This is a genomic window from Maribacter sp. (assembly GCA_020629415.1).
Classification (GTDB): domain Bacteria; phylum Bacteroidota; class Bacteroidia; order Flavobacteriales; family Flavobacteriaceae; genus Maribacter; species Maribacter huludaoensis.
Genome location: JAHDDL010000012.1, coordinates 18,137 through 39,930, shown reverse-complemented (window position 1 = coordinate 39,930; position 21,794 = coordinate 18,137). Strand labels below are relative to the sequence as shown.

The 21,794-nt window shown below is 36.4% G+C and carries 17 protein-coding genes; 13 read left to right on the top strand and 4 right to left on the bottom strand.

Going from position 1 to position 21,794, the window contains the following annotated elements; translation table 11 throughout:
• The first annotated feature begins 107 nt into the window (after window positions 1-107).
• Both QZ657_RS06920 and QZ657_RS06915 read left to right on the top strand, forming a co-directional pair.
• Window positions 108-2,501: a penicillin acylase family protein gene (locus QZ657_RS06920; RefSeq protein WP_291965827.1), complete on the top strand. Its 2,394-nt coding sequence runs from the start codon at window positions 108-110 to the stop codon at window positions 2,499-2,501.
• Between the two features lie 2 nt (window positions 2,502-2,503).
• Window positions 2,504-4,039: a YifB family Mg chelatase-like AAA ATPase gene (locus tag QZ657_RS06915; protein ID WP_291965826.1), complete on the top strand. Its 1,536-nt coding sequence runs from the start codon at window positions 2,504-2,506 to the stop codon at window positions 4,037-4,039.
• 161 nt (window positions 4,040-4,200) lie between these two features.
• Here the strand turns inward: QZ657_RS06915 and QZ657_RS06910 are convergent, their stop codons facing one another.
• Together QZ657_RS06910 and QZ657_RS06905 are read right to left on the bottom strand one after the other, a co-directional pair.
• Window positions 4,201-4,764 carry a hypothetical protein gene (locus tag QZ657_RS06910; RefSeq protein ID WP_276473246.1) on the bottom strand — a complete coding sequence of 188 codons (564 nt, stop codon included), beginning with the start codon at window positions 4,762-4,764 and terminating at the stop codon, window positions 4,201-4,203.
• Window positions 4,765-4,774: 10 nt separating this feature from the next.
• Complete coding sequence (locus QZ657_RS06905) at window positions 4,775-5,221, bottom strand: hypothetical protein (RefSeq protein ID WP_036153892.1); 447 nt, start codon at window positions 5,219-5,221, stop codon at window positions 4,775-4,777.
• Between the two features lie 214 nt (window positions 5,222-5,435).
• On the opposite strand from QZ657_RS06905, the gene QZ657_RS06900 reads away from it, so the two are divergent.
• The 11 genes from QZ657_RS06900 (at window position 5,436) to QZ657_RS06850 (ending at window position 18,625) form a co-directional block, all read left to right on the top strand.
• Complete coding sequence (locus QZ657_RS06900) at window positions 5,436-6,629, top strand: Nramp family divalent metal transporter (RefSeq protein ID WP_291965823.1); 1,194 nt, start codon at window positions 5,436-5,438, stop codon at window positions 6,627-6,629.
• Window positions 6,630-7,373, top strand: coding sequence for a 5-oxoprolinase subunit PxpA (pxpA, locus tag QZ657_RS06895; protein ID WP_291965821.1), 744 nt, complete (start codon window positions 6,630-6,632; stop codon window positions 7,371-7,373). It abuts the gene before it with no gap.
• The gene (gene pxpB / locus QZ657_RS06890; protein WP_291959555.1) at window positions 7,370-8,107 is read left to right on the top strand and encodes a 5-oxoprolinase subunit PxpB; all 738 of its coding nucleotides are present in this window, start codon (window positions 7,370-7,372) and stop codon (window positions 8,105-8,107) included. Before pxpA ends, pxpB begins: the two co-directional genes overlap by 4 nt.
• A complete protein-coding gene (locus QZ657_RS06885) occupies window positions 8,100-8,939 on the top strand; it encodes a biotin-dependent carboxyltransferase family protein (protein ID WP_291959557.1) in 840 nt (279 codons plus the stop codon). Before pxpB ends, QZ657_RS06885 begins: the two co-directional genes overlap by 8 nt.
• Before the next feature lie 390 nt (window positions 8,940-9,329).
• The gene (gene ilvD / locus QZ657_RS06880; protein WP_276473251.1) at window positions 9,330-11,006 is read left to right on the top strand and encodes a dihydroxy-acid dehydratase; all 1,677 of its coding nucleotides are present in this window, start codon (window positions 9,330-9,332) and stop codon (window positions 11,004-11,006) included.
• Between the two features lie 93 nt (window positions 11,007-11,099).
• Complete coding sequence (ilvB, locus tag QZ657_RS06875; RefSeq protein WP_291959560.1) at window positions 11,100-12,833, top strand: biosynthetic-type acetolactate synthase large subunit; 1,734 nt, start codon at window positions 11,100-11,102, stop codon at window positions 12,831-12,833.
• 19 nt (window positions 12,834-12,852) lie between these two features.
• The gene (locus QZ657_RS06870; RefSeq protein ID WP_291965819.1) at window positions 12,853-13,431 is read left to right on the top strand and encodes an O-methyltransferase; all 579 of its coding nucleotides are present in this window, start codon (window positions 12,853-12,855) and stop codon (window positions 13,429-13,431) included.
• Between the two features lie 63 nt (window positions 13,432-13,494).
• Complete coding sequence (gene ilvN, locus QZ657_RS06865; RefSeq protein WP_276473254.1) at window positions 13,495-14,013, top strand: acetolactate synthase small subunit; 519 nt, start codon at window positions 13,495-13,497, stop codon at window positions 14,011-14,013.
• Window positions 14,014-14,052: 39 nt separating this feature from the next.
• Complete coding sequence (gene ilvC / locus QZ657_RS06860; protein WP_291965817.1) at window positions 14,053-15,528, top strand: ketol-acid reductoisomerase; 1,476 nt, start codon at window positions 14,053-14,055, stop codon at window positions 15,526-15,528.
• Window positions 15,529-15,681: 153 nt separating this feature from the next.
• Window positions 15,682-16,947: a threonine ammonia-lyase gene (gene ilvA, locus QZ657_RS06855; RefSeq protein ID WP_291965816.1), complete on the top strand. Its 1,266-nt coding sequence runs from the start codon at window positions 15,682-15,684 to the stop codon at window positions 16,945-16,947.
• A 91-nt stretch (window positions 16,948-17,038) separates the two neighbouring features.
• Window positions 17,039-18,625 (top strand): NADP-dependent glyceraldehyde-3-phosphate dehydrogenase, encoded by a 1,587-nt coding sequence (locus QZ657_RS06850; protein ID WP_291959568.1) that lies wholly within the window; start codon window positions 17,039-17,041, stop codon window positions 18,623-18,625.
• A 36-nt stretch (window positions 18,626-18,661) separates the two neighbouring features.
• On the opposite strand, the gene QZ657_RS06845 is transcribed toward QZ657_RS06850, so the two are convergent.
• Entirely contained in the window at window positions 18,662-19,300 is a 639-nt protein-coding gene (locus QZ657_RS06845) for a hypothetical protein (protein ID WP_291965814.1), read from the bottom strand.
• Between the two features lie 109 nt (window positions 19,301-19,409).
• Window positions 19,410-21,563, bottom strand: coding sequence for a TonB-dependent receptor (locus QZ657_RS06840; RefSeq protein ID WP_291965812.1), 2,154 nt, complete (start codon window positions 21,561-21,563; stop codon window positions 19,410-19,412).
• Window positions 21,564-21,794 lie beyond the last annotated feature (231 nt).

The window sequence follows — 21,794 nt, the reverse complement described above, 5'->3', positions numbered from 1 at the left end:
TTATAGCTTTTGTAAGATGTTGACTACTTGTCAATAAAAAGCAGGGTTGCGAAGTGTTTTATGTAAAAAATAGTTTTAACTTGGGAACAATTCCCCCAAACTGAACTATGAAAAATTTTAAAAAAATAGGAGCCTTCCTATTGGTTATTATTACCCTTCTGATTATTGTTGTCGGAGTATTTGCTTACACTCTAAAACCGGATTATTCAGGTGAAAAAGAGCTTTCCGATCTTGAAAAAGAGGTAAACGTCTATTATGACGATTACGGAGTTCCTCATATTTATGGAGAGAACGAAGAAGATGCCTTTAGAACCTTAGGATATGTTCATGCACAAGATCGTCTTTGGCAAATGGAACTGCTTAGAAGAATTGCTAGTGGTGGTCTGTCAGAAGTATTTGGTGCAGATTTAATAGGTACCGATAAATTCTTTTTATCTCTAGGTATTGCAGATGCCTCTAAACTGACAGCAAATAATGCAGATGAGAGTGATGTTGGTGTTATTTTGGCTAAAGCCTACTTAGACGGCATCAATCAATTTATAAAAGAAGGACCAACACCGGTAGAGTTCTATCTAACCGGTATCGATAAAAAAGAATTTGTACTGGAAGATGTTTATAATACTATTGGTTATATGGCTTTTAGTTTCGCTATGGCTCATAAAACAGATCCTTTATTGACAACTATAAACGCCAAGTTAGGACCTGAATATTTAAATGGTTTGCATGTAGGTTCTAGCGTTGATACGGAATGGATCAAGAACTATAACCCTACTTCATCAGACACTATTCAAAATAATCTTACTGCTTCAGTAAACAAAGCTTTAGGAGCTTTGGATATTCCTTTATTCGAGGGTAGTAATAGCTGGGTTATTGCACCTGAGAAAACAAAGAATGGAAAGGTCATTTTTGCCAATGATCCCCACATTGGGTTTTCTCAGCCATCCGTTTGGTTCGAGGCTCACGTGGAAACCCCAACATATTCTAAATATGGGTATCATATTGCAGGAATTCCTTTTCCATTGTTGGGACATAATCGAAAAGTTGCTTACGGTCTAACCATGTTTGAAAATGATGATGTGGATTTTTATTTTGAAAAGAACAATCCTGATAATGAGAATCAATATTTGTCCGATAACGGTTATGTTGACTATGAAATAATAACAAAGACTTTTAAGGTTAAAGATTCTTCTGATGTAGCTTTTACTTATAAAAAAACGAACCACGGGCCAATTCTTAATGGAATAGCCGATCAAATACAGGGAGAAAGACCTATTGCAATGTCATGGTTATATACCCAAATGGAGAATAAGGTTATAGATGCACTGTTTGGTTTAAGCCATGCCGATAATCTAACGGAGTTCAAAAAAGCATTACCAAAAATTCATGCTCCGGGTTTAAATATTATGTATGGCGATGATGAGGGTAACGTAGCTTGGTTTGCAACGGCGCAACTATATGAGATTCCTGATTCGGTCAATACCAAGATGGTATTTGAAGTCGGTAAAGGGCTTCCGGTAGACAAGAAATTTATACCTTTTAATAAGAATCCGCAGGCTATAAATCCGCCGAACAACTATGTGTATTCCGCTAATAATCAACCAGATTCTATTGCCGGTATGCTATACCCGGGCTATTATTTGCCAGAAAACAGAGGTAAGCGAATAGTACAACTTTTAGAACCTAAGAATGACTGGGACCTAGATGCCGCAAGTGATATGATAACCGACGTTATTTCATCCGTAGATCCAGAAATTGTAACCAATTTATCTAAATACATTGATGTCTCTTTATTAAGCGAAAATGGATTAAAGGCCATTGATAGTTTAAAAATGTGGACGGGCAATTATGAACTAACTTCAATTGAGGCCACAATTTACAATAGATGGGTATATTATTTTTTAGAAAATACTTTTGAAGATGAATTAGGTGAAGCATTGTTCAAGCAATTTTTAGGTACCCATTTTGTAAAGCGATTAATTGCACCACTTTCCAAGGATGAAGAATCTATATGGTTAGATAATGTGAATACGGCCGGTATTCAAGAAGATATAGCTGCTATTGTAAATACATCTTTTATGGATGCCATTATTTCGTTGGAAAAAGATTTTGGAAATAACATGGATTATTGGCGATGGGAGAGGGTGCATAGTATAGAGCATCCACATCCTATAGGTCAAATAGCTGCTTTACGTTCATTTTTTAACGTAGGTCCCTTTTCGGTAAATGGCACAAGAGAGGTAATTAATAATTTGGCGTTTTCCTATGACAAAACGGGGTTTTATAAAACTACGTCAGGACCTTCAACAAGAAGGCTCGTAGATTTTTCGGATGTAGAAAATAGTATAAGTATCTTACCGACCGGTCAATCGGGTAATCCGTTTAGCAAACATTACAGAAATCAGGCCGAAATGTATGTTAACGGTGAGTTTCGTAAAATGATGATGAACAAGGTTGAAATTCAAAAGAGTAAAGAAATCCTTATTTTTAAGCCAAAGGATTAAAAATGCTTACAAAAGTTTATGGGAGTGCGGTATTTGGCGTTGAGGCTACAACCATTGTTGTAGAAGTAAATATCGACAAAGGAATTGGTTATCATTTGGTAGGACTGCCAGACAATGCAATTAAAGAAAGTAATTATAGAATAGCTGCTGCACTCCAGAACAACGGATATAAAATTCCTGGTAAAAAAATCACTATAAATATGGCTCCGGCAGATCTTCGAAAAGAAGGTTCCGCTTATGACCTTACCCTGGCTATCGGAATTTTGGCTGCATCTAGTCAAATAAAATCAGAGGACATTGAAAAGTATATCATCATGGGCGAGTTGTCTTTAGATGGTAGCCTACAGCCTATTAAAGGGGCGTTACCAATTGCGATCAAAGCACAAGAAGAAGGGTTTACAGGTTTTATTTTACCAACGACCAATGCCAAAGAAGCTGCTATTGTTGGAGATTTAAAAGTTTACGGGGTAGATAATATTAAACAAGTTTTAGATTTCTTCGATCAAGGCACTGCACTTGAACAAACCATCATAGATACAAGGGAAGAATTTTATAAAAACCTGGATTTTCCTGAATTTGATTTTTCCGATGTTAAGGGGCAAGAAAGTATTAAGCGTTGTATGGAGATTGCAGCTGCGGGAGGTCATAATATAATTTTAATTGGTCCGCCCGGAGCAGGTAAAACAATGCTGGCAAAGAGATTGCCATCAATTTTACCGCCAATGACCTTGCATGAAGCGCTGGAGACCACCAAAATTCACAGTGTTGTTGGTAAGATTAAAAATATGGGGCTAATGAGTCAGCGACCATTTAGAAGTCCCCATCACACCATTTCAGATGTAGCATTGGTAGGTGGTGGAGCATATCCGCAACCAGGTGAAATATCCTTATCGCATAACGGGGTTTTGTTTTTAGATGAATTGCCAGAATTTAAGCGTGGAGTATTAGAGGTAATGCGCCAACCTTTAGAAGATAGGGAAGTAACCATTTCCCGTGCCCGTTTTACGGTTACCTATCCAAGTAGTTTTATGTTGGTAGCCAGTATGAACCCTAGTCCGGGCGGATATTTTAACGATCCGGATGCTCCGGTAACTTCATCACCTGCAGAAATGCAACGCTACTTAAGTAAGATATCGGGTCCTTTACTGGATAGAATCGATATTCACATTGAAGTAACTCCAGTACCGTTCGAAAAATTATCGGAAGAACGAAAAGGGGAGAGTAGTGTAGCTATAAGAAAGCGGGTAACTGCTGCTAGAGAAGTACAGACGGCAAGATTTGCCGGTTTGGAAAATGTGCATTATAATGCTCAAATGAATACAAAACAGATTCGTGAATATTGTAAGCTAGATGATAATTCTAAAGCTTTGTTGAAAAACGCCATGGAAAGATTGAACCTTTCTGCTAGGGCGTACGATAGAATATTAAAAGTGGCACGAACCATTGCAGACCTTGGTGGTGCAGATAATTTAGATGGCAACCATATTTCTGAGGCCATTCAATACCGATCTTTAGATAGAGAGGGTTGGTTGGGGTAGTATTATGGTAATCGTCAATATACTTGGAACTTTGAAAAAAGTAGATTGAAAAAATGAACAAGATTTGAATGGTAATAATATTTCAAAAACCATTCAAAACTGTTCACCAACTTGAGAGGGTTGGTTGGGGTAAAATTATATATAATAAAAAGTAATCACTATTAAGAGTATAGCCCTTCATTATTTATATCGTCTTCGTTGCTTTTTGGAGCGGTAAAAATGTCTTTAAGAATATAACTTGTTACTATTGTAAGGCCAAGTGTAAGTACAGGTATAGAGTAATCCCACGTTAATAAATGCATTAGGCCGCCACAGATTAGGGTTATGACACCTATTACCATAACAAAGTTCCAAATAATTTCGGTCATGCTATTGTTTACATCTCCGTCTCTGGACATGAAATATGAAGTGCCTTCCATGGCAAACCATGCGATAAAGGTAAATGCCGTACCAATTTGAAAAAATAAGGTATGGGTAAAGTCTAAAATTGTCAATATTCCGTTGGTGGTCCAAAAAAGTACCAAGGCCATTTTAATTAGGTCTACAGATTTTTTTTCTTTTTTTCTAGAAAAACGTACGGTATATAGTATTAATATAGCGGCAAAGGATATAAAAATTATTCCTTCAGAAAACGGATAATGAAGTATTCGCATTACCATACCCATCAAAAGAGTTGCAATAGCTGCCCTAATGGGGTTTCTAAATGCTTTTTTAGAATTTTCCATATCTAGTTTTTTAGTTAATAACTTTAATGTTGGCTTTGAGACCTTCCATTATTCCAATAATATTGTTCACTGTTTCATTTAAATAATAGCGCACAACAATATGCGGAATTCTAATGGTAGTAAAGCCATTTTTAAATGAGTGCATGGCCTCTTCTAAATTGTTTATAGCTTCGTGTTCCGTAAGCTTTTCATATTCAGAATCTATCTCAATATTGAGTTTTACACGAGAAATGGCAATGTCAATAGACTTTTTGCCGTCCCACCATTCTAACATAGAATTTACACCTGCTTCTTTTAGCGCATAATAAAGCTGTATAGCTTCTAATGGTGTATTGTGTTTGTTGATCAATAACTTAATTCGCTCATGGTGTTTGGCACAAAGTTCTACACCTGCACTTTCCATTGCATTTTTGTGATCTAAATAACCGAGTTCTTTCTTACATTCTAAACAAATCATTAATAGGTTAAGTTTAAGGTTTGGGGATAGCTATAACCGTGTTCTTTTTGTATTATTATGTAATCTCGATAAACGACATCCAACTTTTAGATGAACTGCATTTTTTTAGATAAACTGCATTTTAAAATGTTAAAATTGTGGTGAAAATGATTTTGGGTATGGTGAGAAAAGACGGATTTAGTAATTATATTTACAAGAACGATAATTTTACCAAATGTTTAAGAAATTAGGTCCGGGAGTACTGGTAGCTGCGGCGTTTATTGGCCCGGGAACGGTTACGGCATGTACCTTGGCAGGTGTTAATTTTGGGTTTAGCTTGCTGTGGGCCATGCTGTTATCTATAATAGCAACCTATATTTTACAAGAAATGTCCGCCCGTTTGGGTATTGTAACGCAAAAAGGTTTGGCAGATGTTATTAAGCAAGAACTTCACAATCCTTTAATTCGCAATAGTGTTATCGTACTTATCTTTTCTGCTATTATAATAGGTAATGCTTCTTATGAAGCTGGTAATATTGGCGGTGCTACCTTAGGTATGGAGGCCTTGTTTGGTATGGAATATGGTCATTTGTATCCCTTTATATTAGGAAGTCTTGCTTTTCTCTTATTATATCTAGGTAGTTATAAAGCCTTGGAGAAGGTATTTATAGTGTTGGTGCTTATTATGAGCCTTTCTTTTGTTATGACGGCTATATTGACCAAGCCGGATATGTGGGAGCTGCATAAAGGGCTGTTAATACCTACGGTACCGGAAAAAGGTATTCTTACTATAATAGCTTTGGTAGGTACTACAGTTGTTCCCTATAATCTTTTTTTACATGCTGCCTTGGTCAGTGAGAAATGGAAATCTAAAGATGATTTGAAATTAGCAAAGAGAGATACATTGGTTTCTATTATTTTAGGCGGACTCGTTTCTATAAGTATTATTATTTCTGCTGCGGCTATAAATTCATCTGAGGTCAATAATGTAATTGATATGGCAAAGGCCTTAGAACCATTGTACGGGTCTGCTGCTTTATATTTTTTAGGAATAGGAATGTGTGCAGCCGGTATTACTTCGGCTATAACGGCGCCTTTGGCTGCAGCCTATGTTGCAAATAGTTGCTTTGGATGGAATGCAGAATTTAAAGATGCTAAGTTTAGAATGATATGGATGATAATTTTAGGGCTAGGTGTTTTCTTTTTGTCCTTCGGAATTAAACCTATTGAGATTATCAAATTTGCCCAGATTACAAATGGATTGTTATTGCCTGTTATTGCGGTCTTCTTATTATGGGTTGTAAATAGAGCGGGAGTAATGGGGAAATATAAAAACACTATGTTGCAGAATGTTTTCGGCGGACTAATTATTCTCCTTTCCGTTTTATTAGGTGCTAAAAGTATACTAACCGTTTTAGGTGTTTTGTAGATGACAAAAAGAAGTATAGATATTAATTGTGATGTTGGGGAGGGTGTAGGTAATGAGAAAGACCTGTTTCCAATGATAAGTTCGTGTAATATTGCTTGTGGTGGTCATGCAGGTTCAAAAGAGACCATTAAATTATGCTTAGAACTGGCAAAGAAACATCAAGTTAAGGTGGGTGCGCATCCTTCATATCCAGATATAGAGAATTTTGGGCGTGTGAGTATGTCAATTTCCAATGATGTACTTATTAAAAGTATTAAAACTCAAATGCAGGCATTTGAATCTGTACGTGAAGAAATAGATATACCATTGCACCATATTAAACCACATGGTGCTTTATATAACGATATAGCAAAAGATGTACAATTGGCAGAAACATTTTTAACAGCTATAGCACCTTATAAGCATACTGTCCTGTTATATGTTCCTTATAACAGCATCATTCAAAAATTGGCAATTAAAAATGGATTTGAAGTTTTAGTAGAAGCCTTTGCCGATAGAAATTATAATGATGATTTAAGTTTGGTGTCAAGGAAAGAGAAAGACGCCTTGATTACGTCTGGTGAAGAGGTCTTAAATCATATTTTACGCATGTATAATGATAAGGTCGTAAAAACCATAACAGACAAGAATGTAAATATTAAGGCTGATACCTATTGTATTCATGGAGATACTCCTGCTGCTTTACAAATTTTAACGTATCTTTCTAATGAATTGCCTTATCATAATCTACAAGTAAAACCGTGAATTCCCCTAAAATAAATATTAAACCGTTCGGAGTCCATTCTGTGATGATTGAATGGCCAAATGAGGTCAGTGAAATTATTTTGGAAAAAATTTTACATTTCGAAAGATTTTTAACCAAAGAAATATTTATAGATAAGGAATGGGAATTGGTGCCTTCATATAACTCTTTGTTGATCACAAACAGGATAAAACAACTAGATTTTCTAAAATTATCTTCCCGTATTCATAATTGGTACGCGCAATTAAAGGAGTCGCCAAAACCGGATAGATATTTATGGCGACTACCAGTGTCATATGATTTGGAGTTCGGTCTAGATTTAGAAGAAGTTGCAAACAGGCTTCAGAAAACAAAAGAAGAAATTATTGCGATGCATACAGCCGCTAGCTATACTGTTTTTGGAATTGGGTTTTTACCTGGTTTTATGTATTTGGGTGGTATAGATAAAGATTTAGAGGTGCCAAGAAAAGCTATACCAAGATCAAAAGTGGTTAAGGGTGCTGTTGGTATTGCTGGTAAGCAAACAGGAATTTATCCGCAAGAGTCACCTGGTGGTTGGAATATTATAGGTAATTGCGCGGTGCCAATTTTTGATGCAACCAAAGAGAATCCGTGTTTTGTGAGTGTAGGTGATAAAATTGAATTTTATAGAATTTCCAAGGCGGAGCATGATCTTCGTAAAATAGAAGCTGAGGTAGGCATTTATAAACCTGAAAAAATTAAAATAGATGCTTAAAGTCTTAAAAGCAGGTTTTTATACTACTATACAGGATGCCGGTAGATTTCATTATAGAAACAAAGGTGTTCCCGTTTCAGGTGTTATGGATGAAATATCGGTATTTAAATTAGATTCTCTTTTAGAAAATAAGGAACCGTCCGCGGTCTTGGAAATTACTATGACAGGACCAACGCTTGTCTTTGAAAAAGAAACATATATGGCACTTGGTGGAGCAAAATTGTCTGCAACGCTAAATAATTTGCCTATACAGAATTACAAGGTTTATAAAATAGAGAAAGGCGATATTATTTCTTTTGGTAAATTAGAAAAAGGTTTTAGGTCTTACTTGGCCGTAAAAGGCGGATTTACTTCTGAACAAGTATTGGGCAGTAGATCTTTTTATAGACCCATTACAAAGAACAACAGGCTGAATGATAATGATATAGTACCATACTCTACCCAATTAAATTTTCAACCTAAAATATCTGAGATTAAGGTAGATTCATTTTTAGACGATACTGTTCTAGAAGTAACTAAAGCTCCAGAATTTGATTTGTTGACCGATAAGCAGTTAGAAGATATTTTCTCTAAAACATTTACTGTAGCTCATGAGAATAATAGAATGGCATATCAATTGACCGAAACTATACGGCCGCATACCATTTCAATGCTTACTTCTGCTACCATTCCCGGTACGGTACAATTAACACCCGCAGGCAAACTTATAGTATTGATGAAAGACGGCCAAACCACCGGTGGTTACCCTAGGGTAGTGCAGTTGACGGATAAGGCTATTTGTATTTTGGCTCAAAAAAAAGGTGGTGATTCTTTAAGTATCAAATTAGTGTAATTTGATACTTTTTATATCAATTTTGTGAAGGGGGTATCTGTAAGCCATTTTTTAAGTACTATTGTAAAATGATGTTAATAAACCTAAATATTGAAATAGTCAGTGTCGTTCCTGTTATGGGATGATATAGCTTTTCATTATGTAGAGAAACCTGTATCAGAATTATTTGATGCAGGTTTTTTTATGATACTATAATAAAACAGGTCACTTTTGAAGTATTGAATATGATATGAAAACACTATTTAAGTTATTGATAATTAGTTGTTTGTGTATTATTTCGATAAAATGAATTTGGATTGTTAATTGTAGTTAAAAACAGAAATTTTTATAAACTTATATCTTTGGTTTAACGGTATCAGAAAATCAAGATAAGCATACGAGATTTACATTATGGAATTAAATAAATACAGTAAGAACGTTACTCAAGATCCTACACAACCGGCAGCACAGGCAATGCTATATGCAATTGGTTTTAAAGATGAGGATTTTAATAAACCATTAGTTGGTATTGCAAGTACTGGTTACGAAGGTAATCCTTGTAATATGCACTTAAATGATTTGGCAAAATTAGTTAAAGAAGGGGTCAACTCTAAAGAAACTGTAGGCTTGATTTTTAATACTATTGGTGTTAGCGACGGTATATCCATGGGTACACCAGGAATGCGTTTTTCATTACCGTCTAGGGACATTATAGCAGATTCTATGGAAACTGTTGTACAGGGAATGTCTTATGATGCTTTGGTGACAGTTGTAGGTTGTGATAAGAATATGCCAGGTGCATTAATGGCAATGTTACGTTTAAACCGTCCGGCAATATTAGTATATGGTGGTACCATAGCTTCTGGATGCCATGAGGATAGAAAGTTGGATATTGTTTCTGCTTTTGAGGCATGGGGAGAGAAGGTAGCCGGTACCATGGACGAGAAAAATTATAAATCAATCATTAAAAAATCCATACCAGGAGCTGGTGCTTGTGGTGGTATGTATACAGCAAATACAATGGCTTCTGCCATAGAAGCTTTAGGTATGTCCATGCCATATAATTCTTCTAACCCTGCAATTAGCAACAATAAAGAAGAAGAGTGTATCGCAGCGGGTAAACAAATGCGTATTCTTATTGAGAAAGATATTAAACCTCTGGATATTGTTACCCGTAAGTCTTTGGAGAATGCTATTCGTCTAGTAACCATTATGGGAGGTTCTACCAATGCGGTTTTACATTTCTTGGCAATTGCAAGAGCTGCGGATATAGATTTTACGCTAAAGGATTTTCAACATATTAGTGATACTACACCGTTTATTGCAGATTTAAAGCCTAGTGGTAAATATTTAATGGAAGATGTCCATAGAATAGGCGGTATACCGGCAGTCTTAAAGTATTTGTTAAAAAATGGTCTTTTACATGGAGATTGTTTAACGGTAACAGGAAAGACTTTAGCTGAGAATTTAGAGAATGTCCCAGATTTGGAAGAAGGTCAGGATGTTATTATGCCTTTAGATAAACCAATTAAGGCAACAGGGCATTTAAGAATGTTGTATGGTAATTTGGCAGAAAATGGTTCTGTAGCAAAAATTACAGGAAAAGAAGGTTTGTTGTTCAAAGGAACAGCAAAAGTATTTAATAGTGAGTATGATGCCAATGATGCTATACGCGGAGGTAAAGTAGAAAAAGGAAATGTAGTCGTCATTAGGTATGAAGGTCCTAAAGGAGGTCCGGGAATGCCGGAAATGCTAAAGCCTACAGCGGCCATAATGGGAGCAGGGTTAGGTAAAGATGTGGCGTTAATTACAGATGGTCGTTTCTCAGGTGGTACACACGGTTTTGTGGTAGGGCATATTTCGCCAGAGGCACAAGAAGGAGGTACTATTGCCTTAGTTAAAGATGGAGATACAATTACGATAGACGCAGAAACAAATTCTATTAATGTAGAAGTGTCAGACGAGGAATTGGCAAAGCGTAAAGAAGCATGGGTGGAGCCAGCTTTAAAGTTTAAAAAAGGAGTATTATACAAATATGCTCGTTCCGTATCTTCTGCTGCGCAAGGTTGTGTAACAGATGAGTTCTAAATAACACCGGCTAGATTTTTAGTATTTCTAGTGGGATTTTAATATCAGGTAATTGTAACTCTTATATGCAATGCTTGAATTTGATTATTAATTATGGAAACAGTAAAAGAGAAGAAAAAAGGTACAGATTCCAAGAAAACGATTAAGATTTCTGGAGCAGAGGCAATAATTCATTGTTTGTTGGCAGAAGGTGTCGAAACAATGTACGGCTACCCTGGTGGGGCAATTATGCCGGTGTACGACGAACTATATAAGTTTCAAGATAAATTGACCCATATTCTTACTAGGCATGAGCAAGGAGCTACACATGCTGCCCAAGGGTATGCCCGTGTATCCGGTAGAGTAGGTGTCGCTATTGCTACTTCTGGTCCCGGTGCCACAAATTTAGTGACAGGTCTAGCAGATGCACAGATAGATTCAACCCCAATGGTGTGCATTACCGGTCAAGTAACCAGACAATTGTTGGGTACCGATGCTTTTCAAGAGACTGATATTATAGGTATTTCTACTCCGGTAACGAAATGGAATTACCAAATTACCGAAGCTTCTGAAATTCCAGAAGTTATGGCAAAAGCTTTTTACATTGCCAAATCTGGTAGACCAGGACCGGTTTTAGTAGATATTACCAAGAATGCGCAAATAGATGCGTTTGATTTCTCTTATGAGAAATGTACAGGGGTTAGAAGTTATAAACCTGTACCTAAACCAAAAATGAGTGCAATTCAGGCCGCTGCTGATTTAATCAATAGCGCTAAAAAACCTTTTATAGTTTGGGGACAAGGTGTTATCCTTGGTCAGGCCGAACAAGAATTGAAGGATTTGGTAGAGAAAACAGGGATTCCGGCCGCTTGGACCATTATGGGAGCATCGGCTTTAGATACTTCTCACCCTTTAAATGTAGGTATGGTAGGTATGCACGGTAATTACGGACCAAACCTAATGACTAATGAATGCGATTTATTAATTGCCATAGGCATGCGTTTTGATGATCGTGTTACGGGTAGATTGGAAGATTATGCCAAACAGGCCAAAGTTATTCACTTTGAGATAGATCCTGCCGAGGTCAATAAAAACGTACATGCAGATGTTGCAGTGTTGGGTAACTCAAAAGAAACTTTAGGTTTAATTTTGCCATTGCTTAATGAGAACAAGCATGAGGATTGGCATAATGGGTTCAAAGAAAAATATAAAATAGAGTTCGATACCATTATAAAAAATGACATTCATCCAACCAAAGAAGGTTTGACAATGGGTGAGGTTATCGAAGAAATCAATTTAGCATCTAATAACAAAGCGGTTATTGTTTCTGACGTGGGCCAACACCAAATGATCGCTTGTAGATACGCTAAATTTTCACAATCTAAAAGTAATATTACTTCTGGCGGATTGGGTACCATGGGGTTTGCATTACCTGCTGCCATTGGAGCAAAAATGGGTGCTATGGAGAGGGAAGTAGTCGCTATCATTGGTGATGGTGGTTATCAAATGACCATTCAAGAACTAGGAGTCATTTTTCAGCATAACATTCCTGTAAAGATTGTTGTATTGAATAATGAGCATTTAGGGATGGTACGCCAGTGGCAGGAACTATTTTTTGAAAAAAGATACGCTTCAACGGTTATGGTGAATCCTGATTTTGTGAAAATAGCGGAAGGGTATAGCATTGAGGCCAAGCGCATTTCTGAACGTAAAGATTTAAAATCTACCATTCAAGAAATGATGGCTTCTGACAAACCTTATTTTCTAGAGGTAAAGGTAGAACAAGAAGATAATGTGTTTCCAATGATTCCTTCCGGAGCTTCTGTTTCTGAAGTTAGATTGAAATAACGTCGACGTCGGTACAGTTATGAACGATACTAACATACAGGATATTCCAAAAATACATTCGGAAATTACCCGTAAATCAGAAGAAATCGGGTTTACGATGCCTTCGGACCTGTATGTAGGTAGTTTTTTAAAAACGCTCATTGCTTCTAAACCAAAAGGTAGATTTTTGGAATTAGGAACCGGTATCGGTCTTAGTCTTTCTTGGATGATAGAGGGTATGGATGATGATTCACAATTGATTTCAGTGGATAATGATCCAGAGTTGATTTCAATTGCATCTAATTACTTTGGTGAAGACACTAGGGTCAAGGTAATATGTAAAGATGGGTCTGATTGGATTACGGAGTATACAGGTGCCAAATTCGATTTGATCTTTGCCGATGCATGGCCAGGAAAGTATAGTGAAATAGATGAGGTTTTAGATTTGTTGAACGTGGGCGGGTTCTACATTATAGATGATATGACCAAACAGCCCAATTGGCCAGAGGGTCATGAAGATAATGTAATTGAATTGACCGCGTATTTGGAACAGCGAGAAGACTTGCAATTGACCAAGATGAATTGGTCTACTGGCTTAATAATGGCCGTAAAGAAATAGTAAAGATTAATTATAATGACACCATAAAGTCCTTTTGTAAAAAGGAATAGGTAATTAAAGCTTATGGAAAATAAATGGTTTACAATATCGGTATATTCAGAAAATAACGTTGGATTACTGAACAGAATATCAGGTATATTTTTAAAGAGACATATCAATATAGAAAGTTTAAACGTCTCTAAGTCAGAGATTGACGATGTATCTAAATTTACGATCGTAGCTCATACAACTGAAAAATGGGTACACAATATCGTCGGTCAAATAGAGAAACAAATAGAGGTAATAAAAGCATATTACCATACTGATGATGAAACCATTTATCAAGAATCGGCTTTGTTCAAAATAGCATCGGGGCTTTTGTTCGACGAGCGTCAAATTCAGAACATTATTAAGGATAATAATGCTCAGATCGTAACAGTATCAAGAGATTTCTTTGTTATTGCAAAAAGTGGTAGAAGAAGTGAAATTGATGAAATGCACGATCAATTAAAGCCTTATGGAATTATGCAGTTTGTACGCTCTGGTCGTATTTCCGTTACTAAGGATGAAATGAAAATTTCTTCAATATTAAAAGAATTTTAAATAAAGAATAAAACAATAATCAAATAAAGTAAATACAAAATGGCCAATTATTTTAATACACTATCATTAAGGGATAAGTTAACGCAACTTGGAAAATGCCGCTTCATGGATTCGTCTGAGTTTGCAGATGGTGTAAATGCTTTAAAAGGCAAAAAAATTGTAATCGTAGGTTGTGGTGCACAAGGTTTAAACCAAGGTTTGAACATGAGAGATTCCGGTTTGGATATTTCTTACACGTTGCGTGATGCTGCTATAAAAGAAAAAAGACAATCTTTTGTTAATGCAACGGAGAACGGTTTTAACGTGGGTACGTATGAAGAATTGATACCTACTGCCGATGTTGTAATCAACCTTACACCGGACAAACAGCATACCGCTGTAGTTGGTGCGGTAATGCCATTAATGAAAAAAGGGGCTACCCTTTCTTATTCTCATGGTTTTAATATTGTGGAAGAAGGTACTCAGGTACGTAAAGATTTAACCGTTATCATGGTTGCACCAAAGAGTCCTGGTTCTGAAGTTAGAGAAGAATATAAAAGAGGTTTCGGTGTACCTACATTAATTGCTGTTCACCCGGAAAATGATCCGGAAGGCAAAGGTTTAGCGCAGGCTAAAGCATATGCCGCGGGTACTGGGGGACATAGAGCCGGTGTTCTGGAGTCTTCTTTTGTTGCTGAGGTAAAATCAGATTTAATGGGTGAGCAAACTATTCTTTGTGGTCTGCTACAAACTGGTTCTATACTTTGTTTTGATAAAATGGTTGAGAAAGGTATTGATGCCGGTTATGCTTCTAAATTGATACAATACGGTTGGGAAACTATAACAGAGGGTATGAAGTATGGTGGTATTACCCATATGATGGACCGTCTTTCAAATCCTGCCAAAGTAAAGGCGTTTGAACTATCTGAAGAATTAAAAGATATTATGCGTCCGTTGTTCCAAAAGCATATGGATGATATTATGACCGGTCATTTCTCAAAAACTATGATGGAAGATTGGGCAAATGATGATAAGAACTTGTTAACGTGGAGAGCTGCAACGGGTGAAACTGCTTTCGAGAAAACGCCTGCTGGTAGCCAAGAGATTACGGAGCAAGAATTTTATGATAACGGCGTATTAATGGTTGCTATGGTAAGAGCAGGTGTAGAACTTGCTTTTGAGGCTATGACAGAATCTGGTATTATTGCCGAGTCTGCATACTATGAGTCTTTACATGAAACGCCATTAATTGCAAATACTATTGCACGTAAGAAATTGTTCGAGATGAACCGTGTTATTTCAGATACTGCAGAATATGGTTGCTACTTGTTCGATCACGCATGTAAGCCGTTGTTAACTGACTTTATGAAGAATATTGACACTGATGTTATTGGTACAAATTTTTCTGGCGATATTGACAATGACGTTGATAATGCCCAGTTGATCGCTATTAACAAAGCATTGCGTACGCATCCGGTAGAGATTGTTGGTACACGTTTACGTGAGTCAATGACAGCTATGAAGCCTATCGTATAGACTTAAAAAAATTCATAGATATACTAATTGTCCGGTTGAGTGTATTCTTAAAAATTGTAACCCTTTTTGGTAGAGCAATTTTAAAGGAACTGCCCTTAAGCGGACAATTTAGTTTTTATTTCAGCTCTAAAACAATAGTAACAAACAAATAACATGAAAGGGACCAAGCCAGCATATTTTCCGGTATTAGATGATGTTTTGCAGGCAGCACAGACTATTTCTGAAATTTCAGAAGTTACACCGTTAACTGAAAGTATTAGACTTTCAAAAGAGTTTAACTGTCACGTAAGATTAAAACGAGAAGATTTGCAAAGGGTGCGTTCCTACAAGATAAGAGGGGCATTCAATAAAATAAGTTCTTTAACAGAAGCCGAAAGAATTAAAGGAGTTATATGCGCAAGTGCCGGTAATCATGCCCAAGGTGTTGCTTTTGCTTGCTGTCATTTAAAGATCAAGGGTACTATTTATATGCCATCGGTTACACCAAAACAGAAAGTGGAACAAACCAAGCTTTTTGGTGGCAAATGGGTAGAAGTGGTTTTGGAAGGCGATACGTTTGACGATTCATCATTTGCAGCTAAAATACATGGTGACCAAACTGGTAAAATATTTGTACATCCATTTGACGACCCTAAAATTATTGAAGGCCAAGCTACGGTTGGTCTAGAGTTAATTGAACAGGCAAAAGAACCTATAGATTATCTTTTTGTCTGTATAGGCGGTGGTGGTCTGGCATCTGGACTCATAAGTGTTTTTAGCCAGCTTTCGCCTAGTACCAAGATAATAGGGGTAGAACCTAAAGGTGCTCCTTCCATGAAAACAGCTATTGAATCTGGTGAAGTAATTTCCCTTGATCATATTGATAAATTCATAGACGGGGCGGCGGTTAAGAAAGTTGGTAGTTTCACTTATTCGATCTGTAACTACTACTTGGATAATATGATTACCGTAGATGAAGGGAAAGCATGCCAGACTATTTTAGATCTTTATAATAGAGATGCCATAGTGGTAGAACCTGCGGGCGCATTATCAATAGCTGCATTAGATGATTATAAAGCGGAAATCGTTGGCAAAAATGTGGTCTGTGTTGTTGGTGGAAGTAATAATGACATAACTAGAACAGCTGAGATAAAAGAACGAGCTTTATTATATGCCAAATTAAAGCATTACTTCATAATTCGCTTTCCTCAACGCCCAGGGGCCTTAAAAGAGTTTGTGGTAGACATTTTAGGACCTAATGATGACATTACCCATTTTGAGTATTCCAAAAAATCAAGTAGGGAGAATGCACCGGCAGTTGTAGGTATAGAATTAAAGCACCCAGATGATTTACAACCATTGATCGAGCGTATGAAAAATAACAATTTCTATGGCGATTATATAAATGATAAACCAGATTTGTTTGAGTATTTGGTTTAAACTACTTTTAGTTTATCAGATTCAATTTCTTTCTTTTATAGAAATCAATCTGTACTACAATTATCAATCATAGTGCAAAATAGAAAATGAAATGAGCGATATTAAAATTCCAGAAGAATATCAAATTACATCAACTATAGACCAAAAACAGTATTTGGTCAACGGAGAACTAAAAGAATGGAAAGGAGACACTACAAATGTGTATTCTACAATTTCTTCAACTAAAGAATACAAGCCAACATTATTGGGCAGTATTCCAGATTTACAGGAAGCTGAAGCTTTAGATGCCCTAGACGGTGCTCTGCAAGCGTATGACAAAGGTCAAGGTGTTTGGCCTACCATGCACGTAAAAGATCGTATTGAATGTATGGAAGTTTTCGTTTCAAAGATGAAAACGAAAAGAGAAGAGGTAGTGAAACTTTTAATGTGGGAAATTGGTAAGTCGTTACCAGATTCCCAAAAGGAGTTTGATAGAACGGTAGAGTATATTGAAGATACTATTGAAGATTATAAGCAATTGGATCGTGATGCTGCCAAATTTACAAAGCACGATGGTGTATACGCACATATTAAAAGAGGACCTTTAGGGGTTGTTTTATGTTTGGGACCATACAACTATCCGCTGAACGAAACATTTGCATTACTGATCCCTGCAATTATAATGGGGAATACCACCATTTTCAAACCTGCTAAACACGGTGTTCTGTTGATAACACCACTTTTAGAGGCTTTTCAAACAAGCTTTCCTAAAGGTGTAGTAAATGTATTGTTCGGTCGTGGTAGAACGGTTGCTGCGCCTATTATGCAAACAGGCAAAGTAGATGTACTTGCCTTAATAGGTAATAGTAAATCTGCCAATGCTTTACAGGACCAGCATCCTAAAAGCAATAGATTGCGTTTAGTCTTAGGTTTAGAGGCTAAAAACCCTGCAATAATATTACCGGATGCCGATTTAGATTTGACCATTAACGAATGCTTGGCAGGTACGTTGTCGTTTAACGGTCAACGTTGCACCGCATTAAAAGTGGTGTATGTTCACCAAGAAATTAGTGCCGAGTTCAATAAGAATTTTGCAAAGAAAGTAGATGAGTTGAAATTTGGAAACCCTTGGGAAGAAGGGGTTAAATTAACTCCGTTGCCAGAACCCGATAAGGCGGCGTATATTCAAGGTTTAATTGACGATGCGGTTTCTAAAGGTGCTAAGATCATTAATAAAAAAGGCGGTCAACATTTTGATAATTACATTTGGCCAGCAGTGCTATATCCTGTGACCAAAGAAATGCGCGTGTATCAAGAAGAGCAATTTGGTCCTATAATACCTATTGTACCATTTTCTGATATTGAAGAGCCTTTGGATGATATGGCTGAAAGCAATTATGGTCAACAAGTAAGTTTGTTCGGTAAAGATGTATATGCACTTTCTCCGTTAATAGACACTTTGGTGAATTTGGTCTGTCGTGTTAATTTGAACAGTTCTTGTCAAAGGGGACCAGATGTTTATCCGTTTACCGGAAGAAAAGACTCTGCCCAAGCAACCTTAAGTGTACATGATGCCTTACGCTCGTTTTCAATAAGAACTTTCGTTGCTTTTAAAGACAATGAATTGAATACTGAAATTATTGAAAATCTATTAGAAGCTAAACTTTCTAATTTTGTAAGCACAGACTATATATTGTAATAGTCTATTATTTAGACCTTAAAAAAACCTCTCCTTTTATTTAGGGGAGGTTTCTTTTTTGCAATTGTTGCTAATTTCTTTTGCTCTTTCTACACCTGAATACGGGTAGTACGGTATTGTCTGTTCTTCTGCTTCAAATAAATCTATTGCGCGTTCAATATCTTCACAGTAGGGGGCTGTAGATTTACCAAAGAATTTGGCCGTTCCCATATCCCATTCGGTCTTACCTAATAATACTCTAGGGTTATTAGGTGCTATAGCTTGTGCTTTTTGGTAGATAGCCACATTTTCACCTGATAAGGTCATGCCATATTTTGCACAATCAAAAGCAATATATGCAGTATTTAAAAGGGCATATGAAATCATAATTTCCGGGTTGTCTTTTGATATAGCCGATGCGCTATCCAAAAATTCTTTTGCCCTTGTTAATTTAGTGTTCAATAATGTTTCATCTTTTAGACCAAAACAGCTTATTATTTCAATTAGTCCTACATAATAAGAGGGTAGCCAATTATCTTTTTCTACAGATGCTATTCTTTCAAATAGCTGAGCGGCCTCCGTGTTTTTTTGTTGCTCCCATAATGTAAAGGCTTTGTTCATTCCTTTCTCGTAAGGAGTTTGTGCGGTTAAGCTAAGAGTGAAAATTAATGTGGCAATTAATACTACTGATTTCATGGTATATAGATTTATACGTTAATTATTGTTGCTCAAATATCTTTTTAATCTCCTGGTTTAAATAAAATAGATGACCGAGTTGTTAGTTCTTTGTAGTGAATTGTTATTTCTAGAGCTTATCAAGTTGATTGTCGTTTTTGTTGTCACTGATCGTCCAAAAGAAACCTATAAAAAAGAAGCGGTCTGCCGCTGGTGTAATTGTTCTTCTGTTGAACACGCCATCCATATTTGGTTGATCGGCGTATTGGTACCCGTTTACATTTTTGGTTCCTAATACGTTACTTACAGACAGATATAAGATTTTCTGTGGGCTGATCAAGTAGGCATAGTTTACATTTAACGAATTGAAACTTTTAGCTTGTTCGGTTAAAAAACCTCCTTTATTTGGATCTGTATAAGTTCTACCGGATGCATAGTTGTAGCTCAGGCCTAATTGACTTTTCCAATCTTCTATCCATCGCTTCACAACCAAAGATGCATTGTGTTTAGATGCAAAGTCAGGTGTTGCAGATGTTGGGTAATTCTGGTAATCCCTTTCCGTATCTAAGTAAGAGTAAGACATCCAGTACTCTGTATTTTTAATTGATTTATTATCTCTCCAGAATATATCCAATCCTTTTGCAAAACCACTTCCGGTATTATTAAAAGTAGAAGTTGGCAATACAAACGGAGTATCATATTTGACCAGATTTCCGTAATTTTTATAATACGCTTCTGCTCTAAATATTTGTTTGTTTTTGGAATATTGATAGTTGGCAATGTAATGCGTTGTATTCTCAGCTTTAAAATCAGAATTAAATTTTAAGTACTGGTTTGTGGGGTTTTGAAAAAATTCGCCATACGCCAATGAGAATTGTGAATTTTCACCAGCCTTATAGGCTAATGATAGTCTTGGTGATAGGGTAAACTCTTGCAGAAGCTCAGAGTGTTCACCTCTTAGTCCCACCTTGGCGGCAAATTTTTTTGAGAAAAATACATCTGTTTCTATAAAGCTGCTAAAAATATTATTATTGAACTTAAATTTGTTGGCAAAACTGGAATCTTGGTAGTCCTCTTTAAAATTGGTCAGAAAATATTCTGCTCCAAAATTTAATTTATAGCGGCTAGAAAAGTATTTTTTAAACACAAGTTTTAAATGTGCCGAGTTTTCTATGTCTGTAATGTTCGCTTCATTTAATTTAATTACAGAACGATCCCTGGCAAAACTAACACCGGTATGTATACTCCAGTCTTTTTTCATAAAGTCTTGATATGAGGTGTTTATGTATAGATTCTCATTTTTTAATCCAAAACGAACCCCATCGGCTACATTAATGTCTTCTTGAGTTAAGTCAAAATCGGCAGAGCTATATGCGCCATAAACTTTTAACAATCCTTCATTATTGAACTTATACCTGTATACGGCTTCACCACCTATAGATTCTACGGGTTTGTGCCATTCATTATTATCAGGATACAGTTTCTGATAAGGAGCCAAATTAATGTAAGATGTATTTAAACTAAGGGAACTTTTTTTCCATTTTTGAGTATTACCTAATCCTAGACCAACGGTCATAACTGAAATTTCGGTTTTTTCTACCTGGGGTTGGTCAATACTATTTAAAAGTAGAACGCTTGATAAGGCCTGTCCATATTCTGCTGAGTAACCACCGCTAGAAAAAGCTATGCCCTTAAATAGAAAAGGCGATAGTCTGCCCCTTACCGGAATATTATTTGCAGAAGGGGAGTAGGGCGTAAAAACACGCATACCGTCCACAAAAATTTGAGTTTCCTCTGCACCACCACCTCTAACGAACAGTCTGCCATCTTCTGCAACATTAGAAGTACCCGGTAGTGTTTGTAAAGCTCCCACAAAATCTCCAAGTGCACCTGCCGTAGTTACAATATCCAGAGGTTTTAGCGCATTTACCTTGGCATTATCACCAGCATTGAAAGTTCCGGCAATAACCGTTACCGCATCCAATGCATTTACATCATCCTTTAATTTAATGGTGATATTCTTAAAATTGCCGATTTCGGCAGTTTTTGAATAGGTTTCAAAGGAAATAAATGATGCGATCAATGTCTGTATACCTGTAGATGTTGTTTCAAATGAAAAAGTACCGTCATCTGTAGTTGCAGTGCCGTCATAAGTTCCGTTCAAATAAACATTAGCTCCTATTATGGGAACGCCCTGTTGGTCAATAATTTTCCCTGAAATTATGGATTGGCCAAATAAATTGTAACAGAAGAATGTAAGTAACAAGAATAAATTCGTCTTCATTATTGATTATATTTTTTTGATTGATATCACAAATATGAATCGTAAACGAAGGTTTAAATAAAATGGCTTTCCCAATTGTAGAATTGCTATCCTGAATTGCACAAATTAGCTAATGGTTGCTATTTTAGAAGGTTAATTATTTACATAAATATGGTAATTAATGCGTGTTTTAACCCGTATTATGGTTTTAACTTTGCCTTTATAAATTGATTGAGAACCTATAGTATATAT

What these genes read in the sequence shown, in the direction of transcription:
- QZ657_RS06920 (WP_291965827.1), top strand. Translation starts at nt 108, where the DNA reads ATGAAAAATTTTAAAAAAATAGGAGCCTTCCTATTGGTTATTATTACC.
- QZ657_RS06915 (WP_291965826.1), top strand. Translation starts at nt 2,504, where the DNA reads ATGCTTACAAAAGTTTATGGGAGTGCGGTATTTGGCGTTGAGGCTACA.
- QZ657_RS06910 (WP_276473246.1), bottom strand. Translation starts at nt 4,764, where the DNA reads ATGGAAAATTCTAAAAAAGCATTTAGAAACCCCATTAGGGCAGCTATT.
- QZ657_RS06905 (WP_036153892.1), bottom strand. Translation starts at nt 5,221, where the DNA reads ATGATTTGTTTAGAATGTAAGAAAGAACTCGGTTATTTAGATCACAAA.
- QZ657_RS06900 (WP_291965823.1), top strand. Translation starts at nt 5,436, where the DNA reads ATGTTTAAGAAATTAGGTCCGGGAGTACTGGTAGCTGCGGCGTTTATT.
- pxpA (WP_291965821.1), top strand. Translation starts at nt 6,630, where the DNA reads ATGACAAAAAGAAGTATAGATATTAATTGTGATGTTGGGGAGGGTGTA.
- QZ657_RS06885 (WP_291959557.1), top strand. Translation starts at nt 8,100, where the DNA reads ATGCTTAAAGTCTTAAAAGCAGGTTTTTATACTACTATACAGGATGCC.
- ilvD (WP_276473251.1), top strand. Translation starts at nt 9,330, where the DNA reads ATGGAATTAAATAAATACAGTAAGAACGTTACTCAAGATCCTACACAA.
- ilvB (WP_291959560.1), top strand. Translation starts at nt 11,100, where the DNA reads ATGGAAACAGTAAAAGAGAAGAAAAAAGGTACAGATTCCAAGAAAACG.
- QZ657_RS06870 (WP_291965819.1), top strand. Translation starts at nt 12,853, where the DNA reads ATGAACGATACTAACATACAGGATATTCCAAAAATACATTCGGAAATT.
- ilvN (WP_276473254.1), top strand. Translation starts at nt 13,495, where the DNA reads ATGGAAAATAAATGGTTTACAATATCGGTATATTCAGAAAATAACGTT.
- ilvC (WP_291965817.1), top strand. Translation starts at nt 14,053, where the DNA reads ATGGCCAATTATTTTAATACACTATCATTAAGGGATAAGTTAACGCAA.
- ilvA (WP_291965816.1), top strand. Translation starts at nt 15,682, where the DNA reads ATGAAAGGGACCAAGCCAGCATATTTTCCGGTATTAGATGATGTTTTG.
- QZ657_RS06850 (WP_291959568.1), top strand. Translation starts at nt 17,039, where the DNA reads ATGAGCGATATTAAAATTCCAGAAGAATATCAAATTACATCAACTATA.
- QZ657_RS06845 (WP_291965814.1), bottom strand. Translation starts at nt 19,300, where the DNA reads ATGAAATCAGTAGTATTAATTGCCACATTAATTTTCACTCTTAGCTTA.
- QZ657_RS06840 (WP_291965812.1), bottom strand. Translation starts at nt 21,563, where the DNA reads ATGAAGACGAATTTATTCTTGTTACTTACATTCTTCTGTTACAATTTA.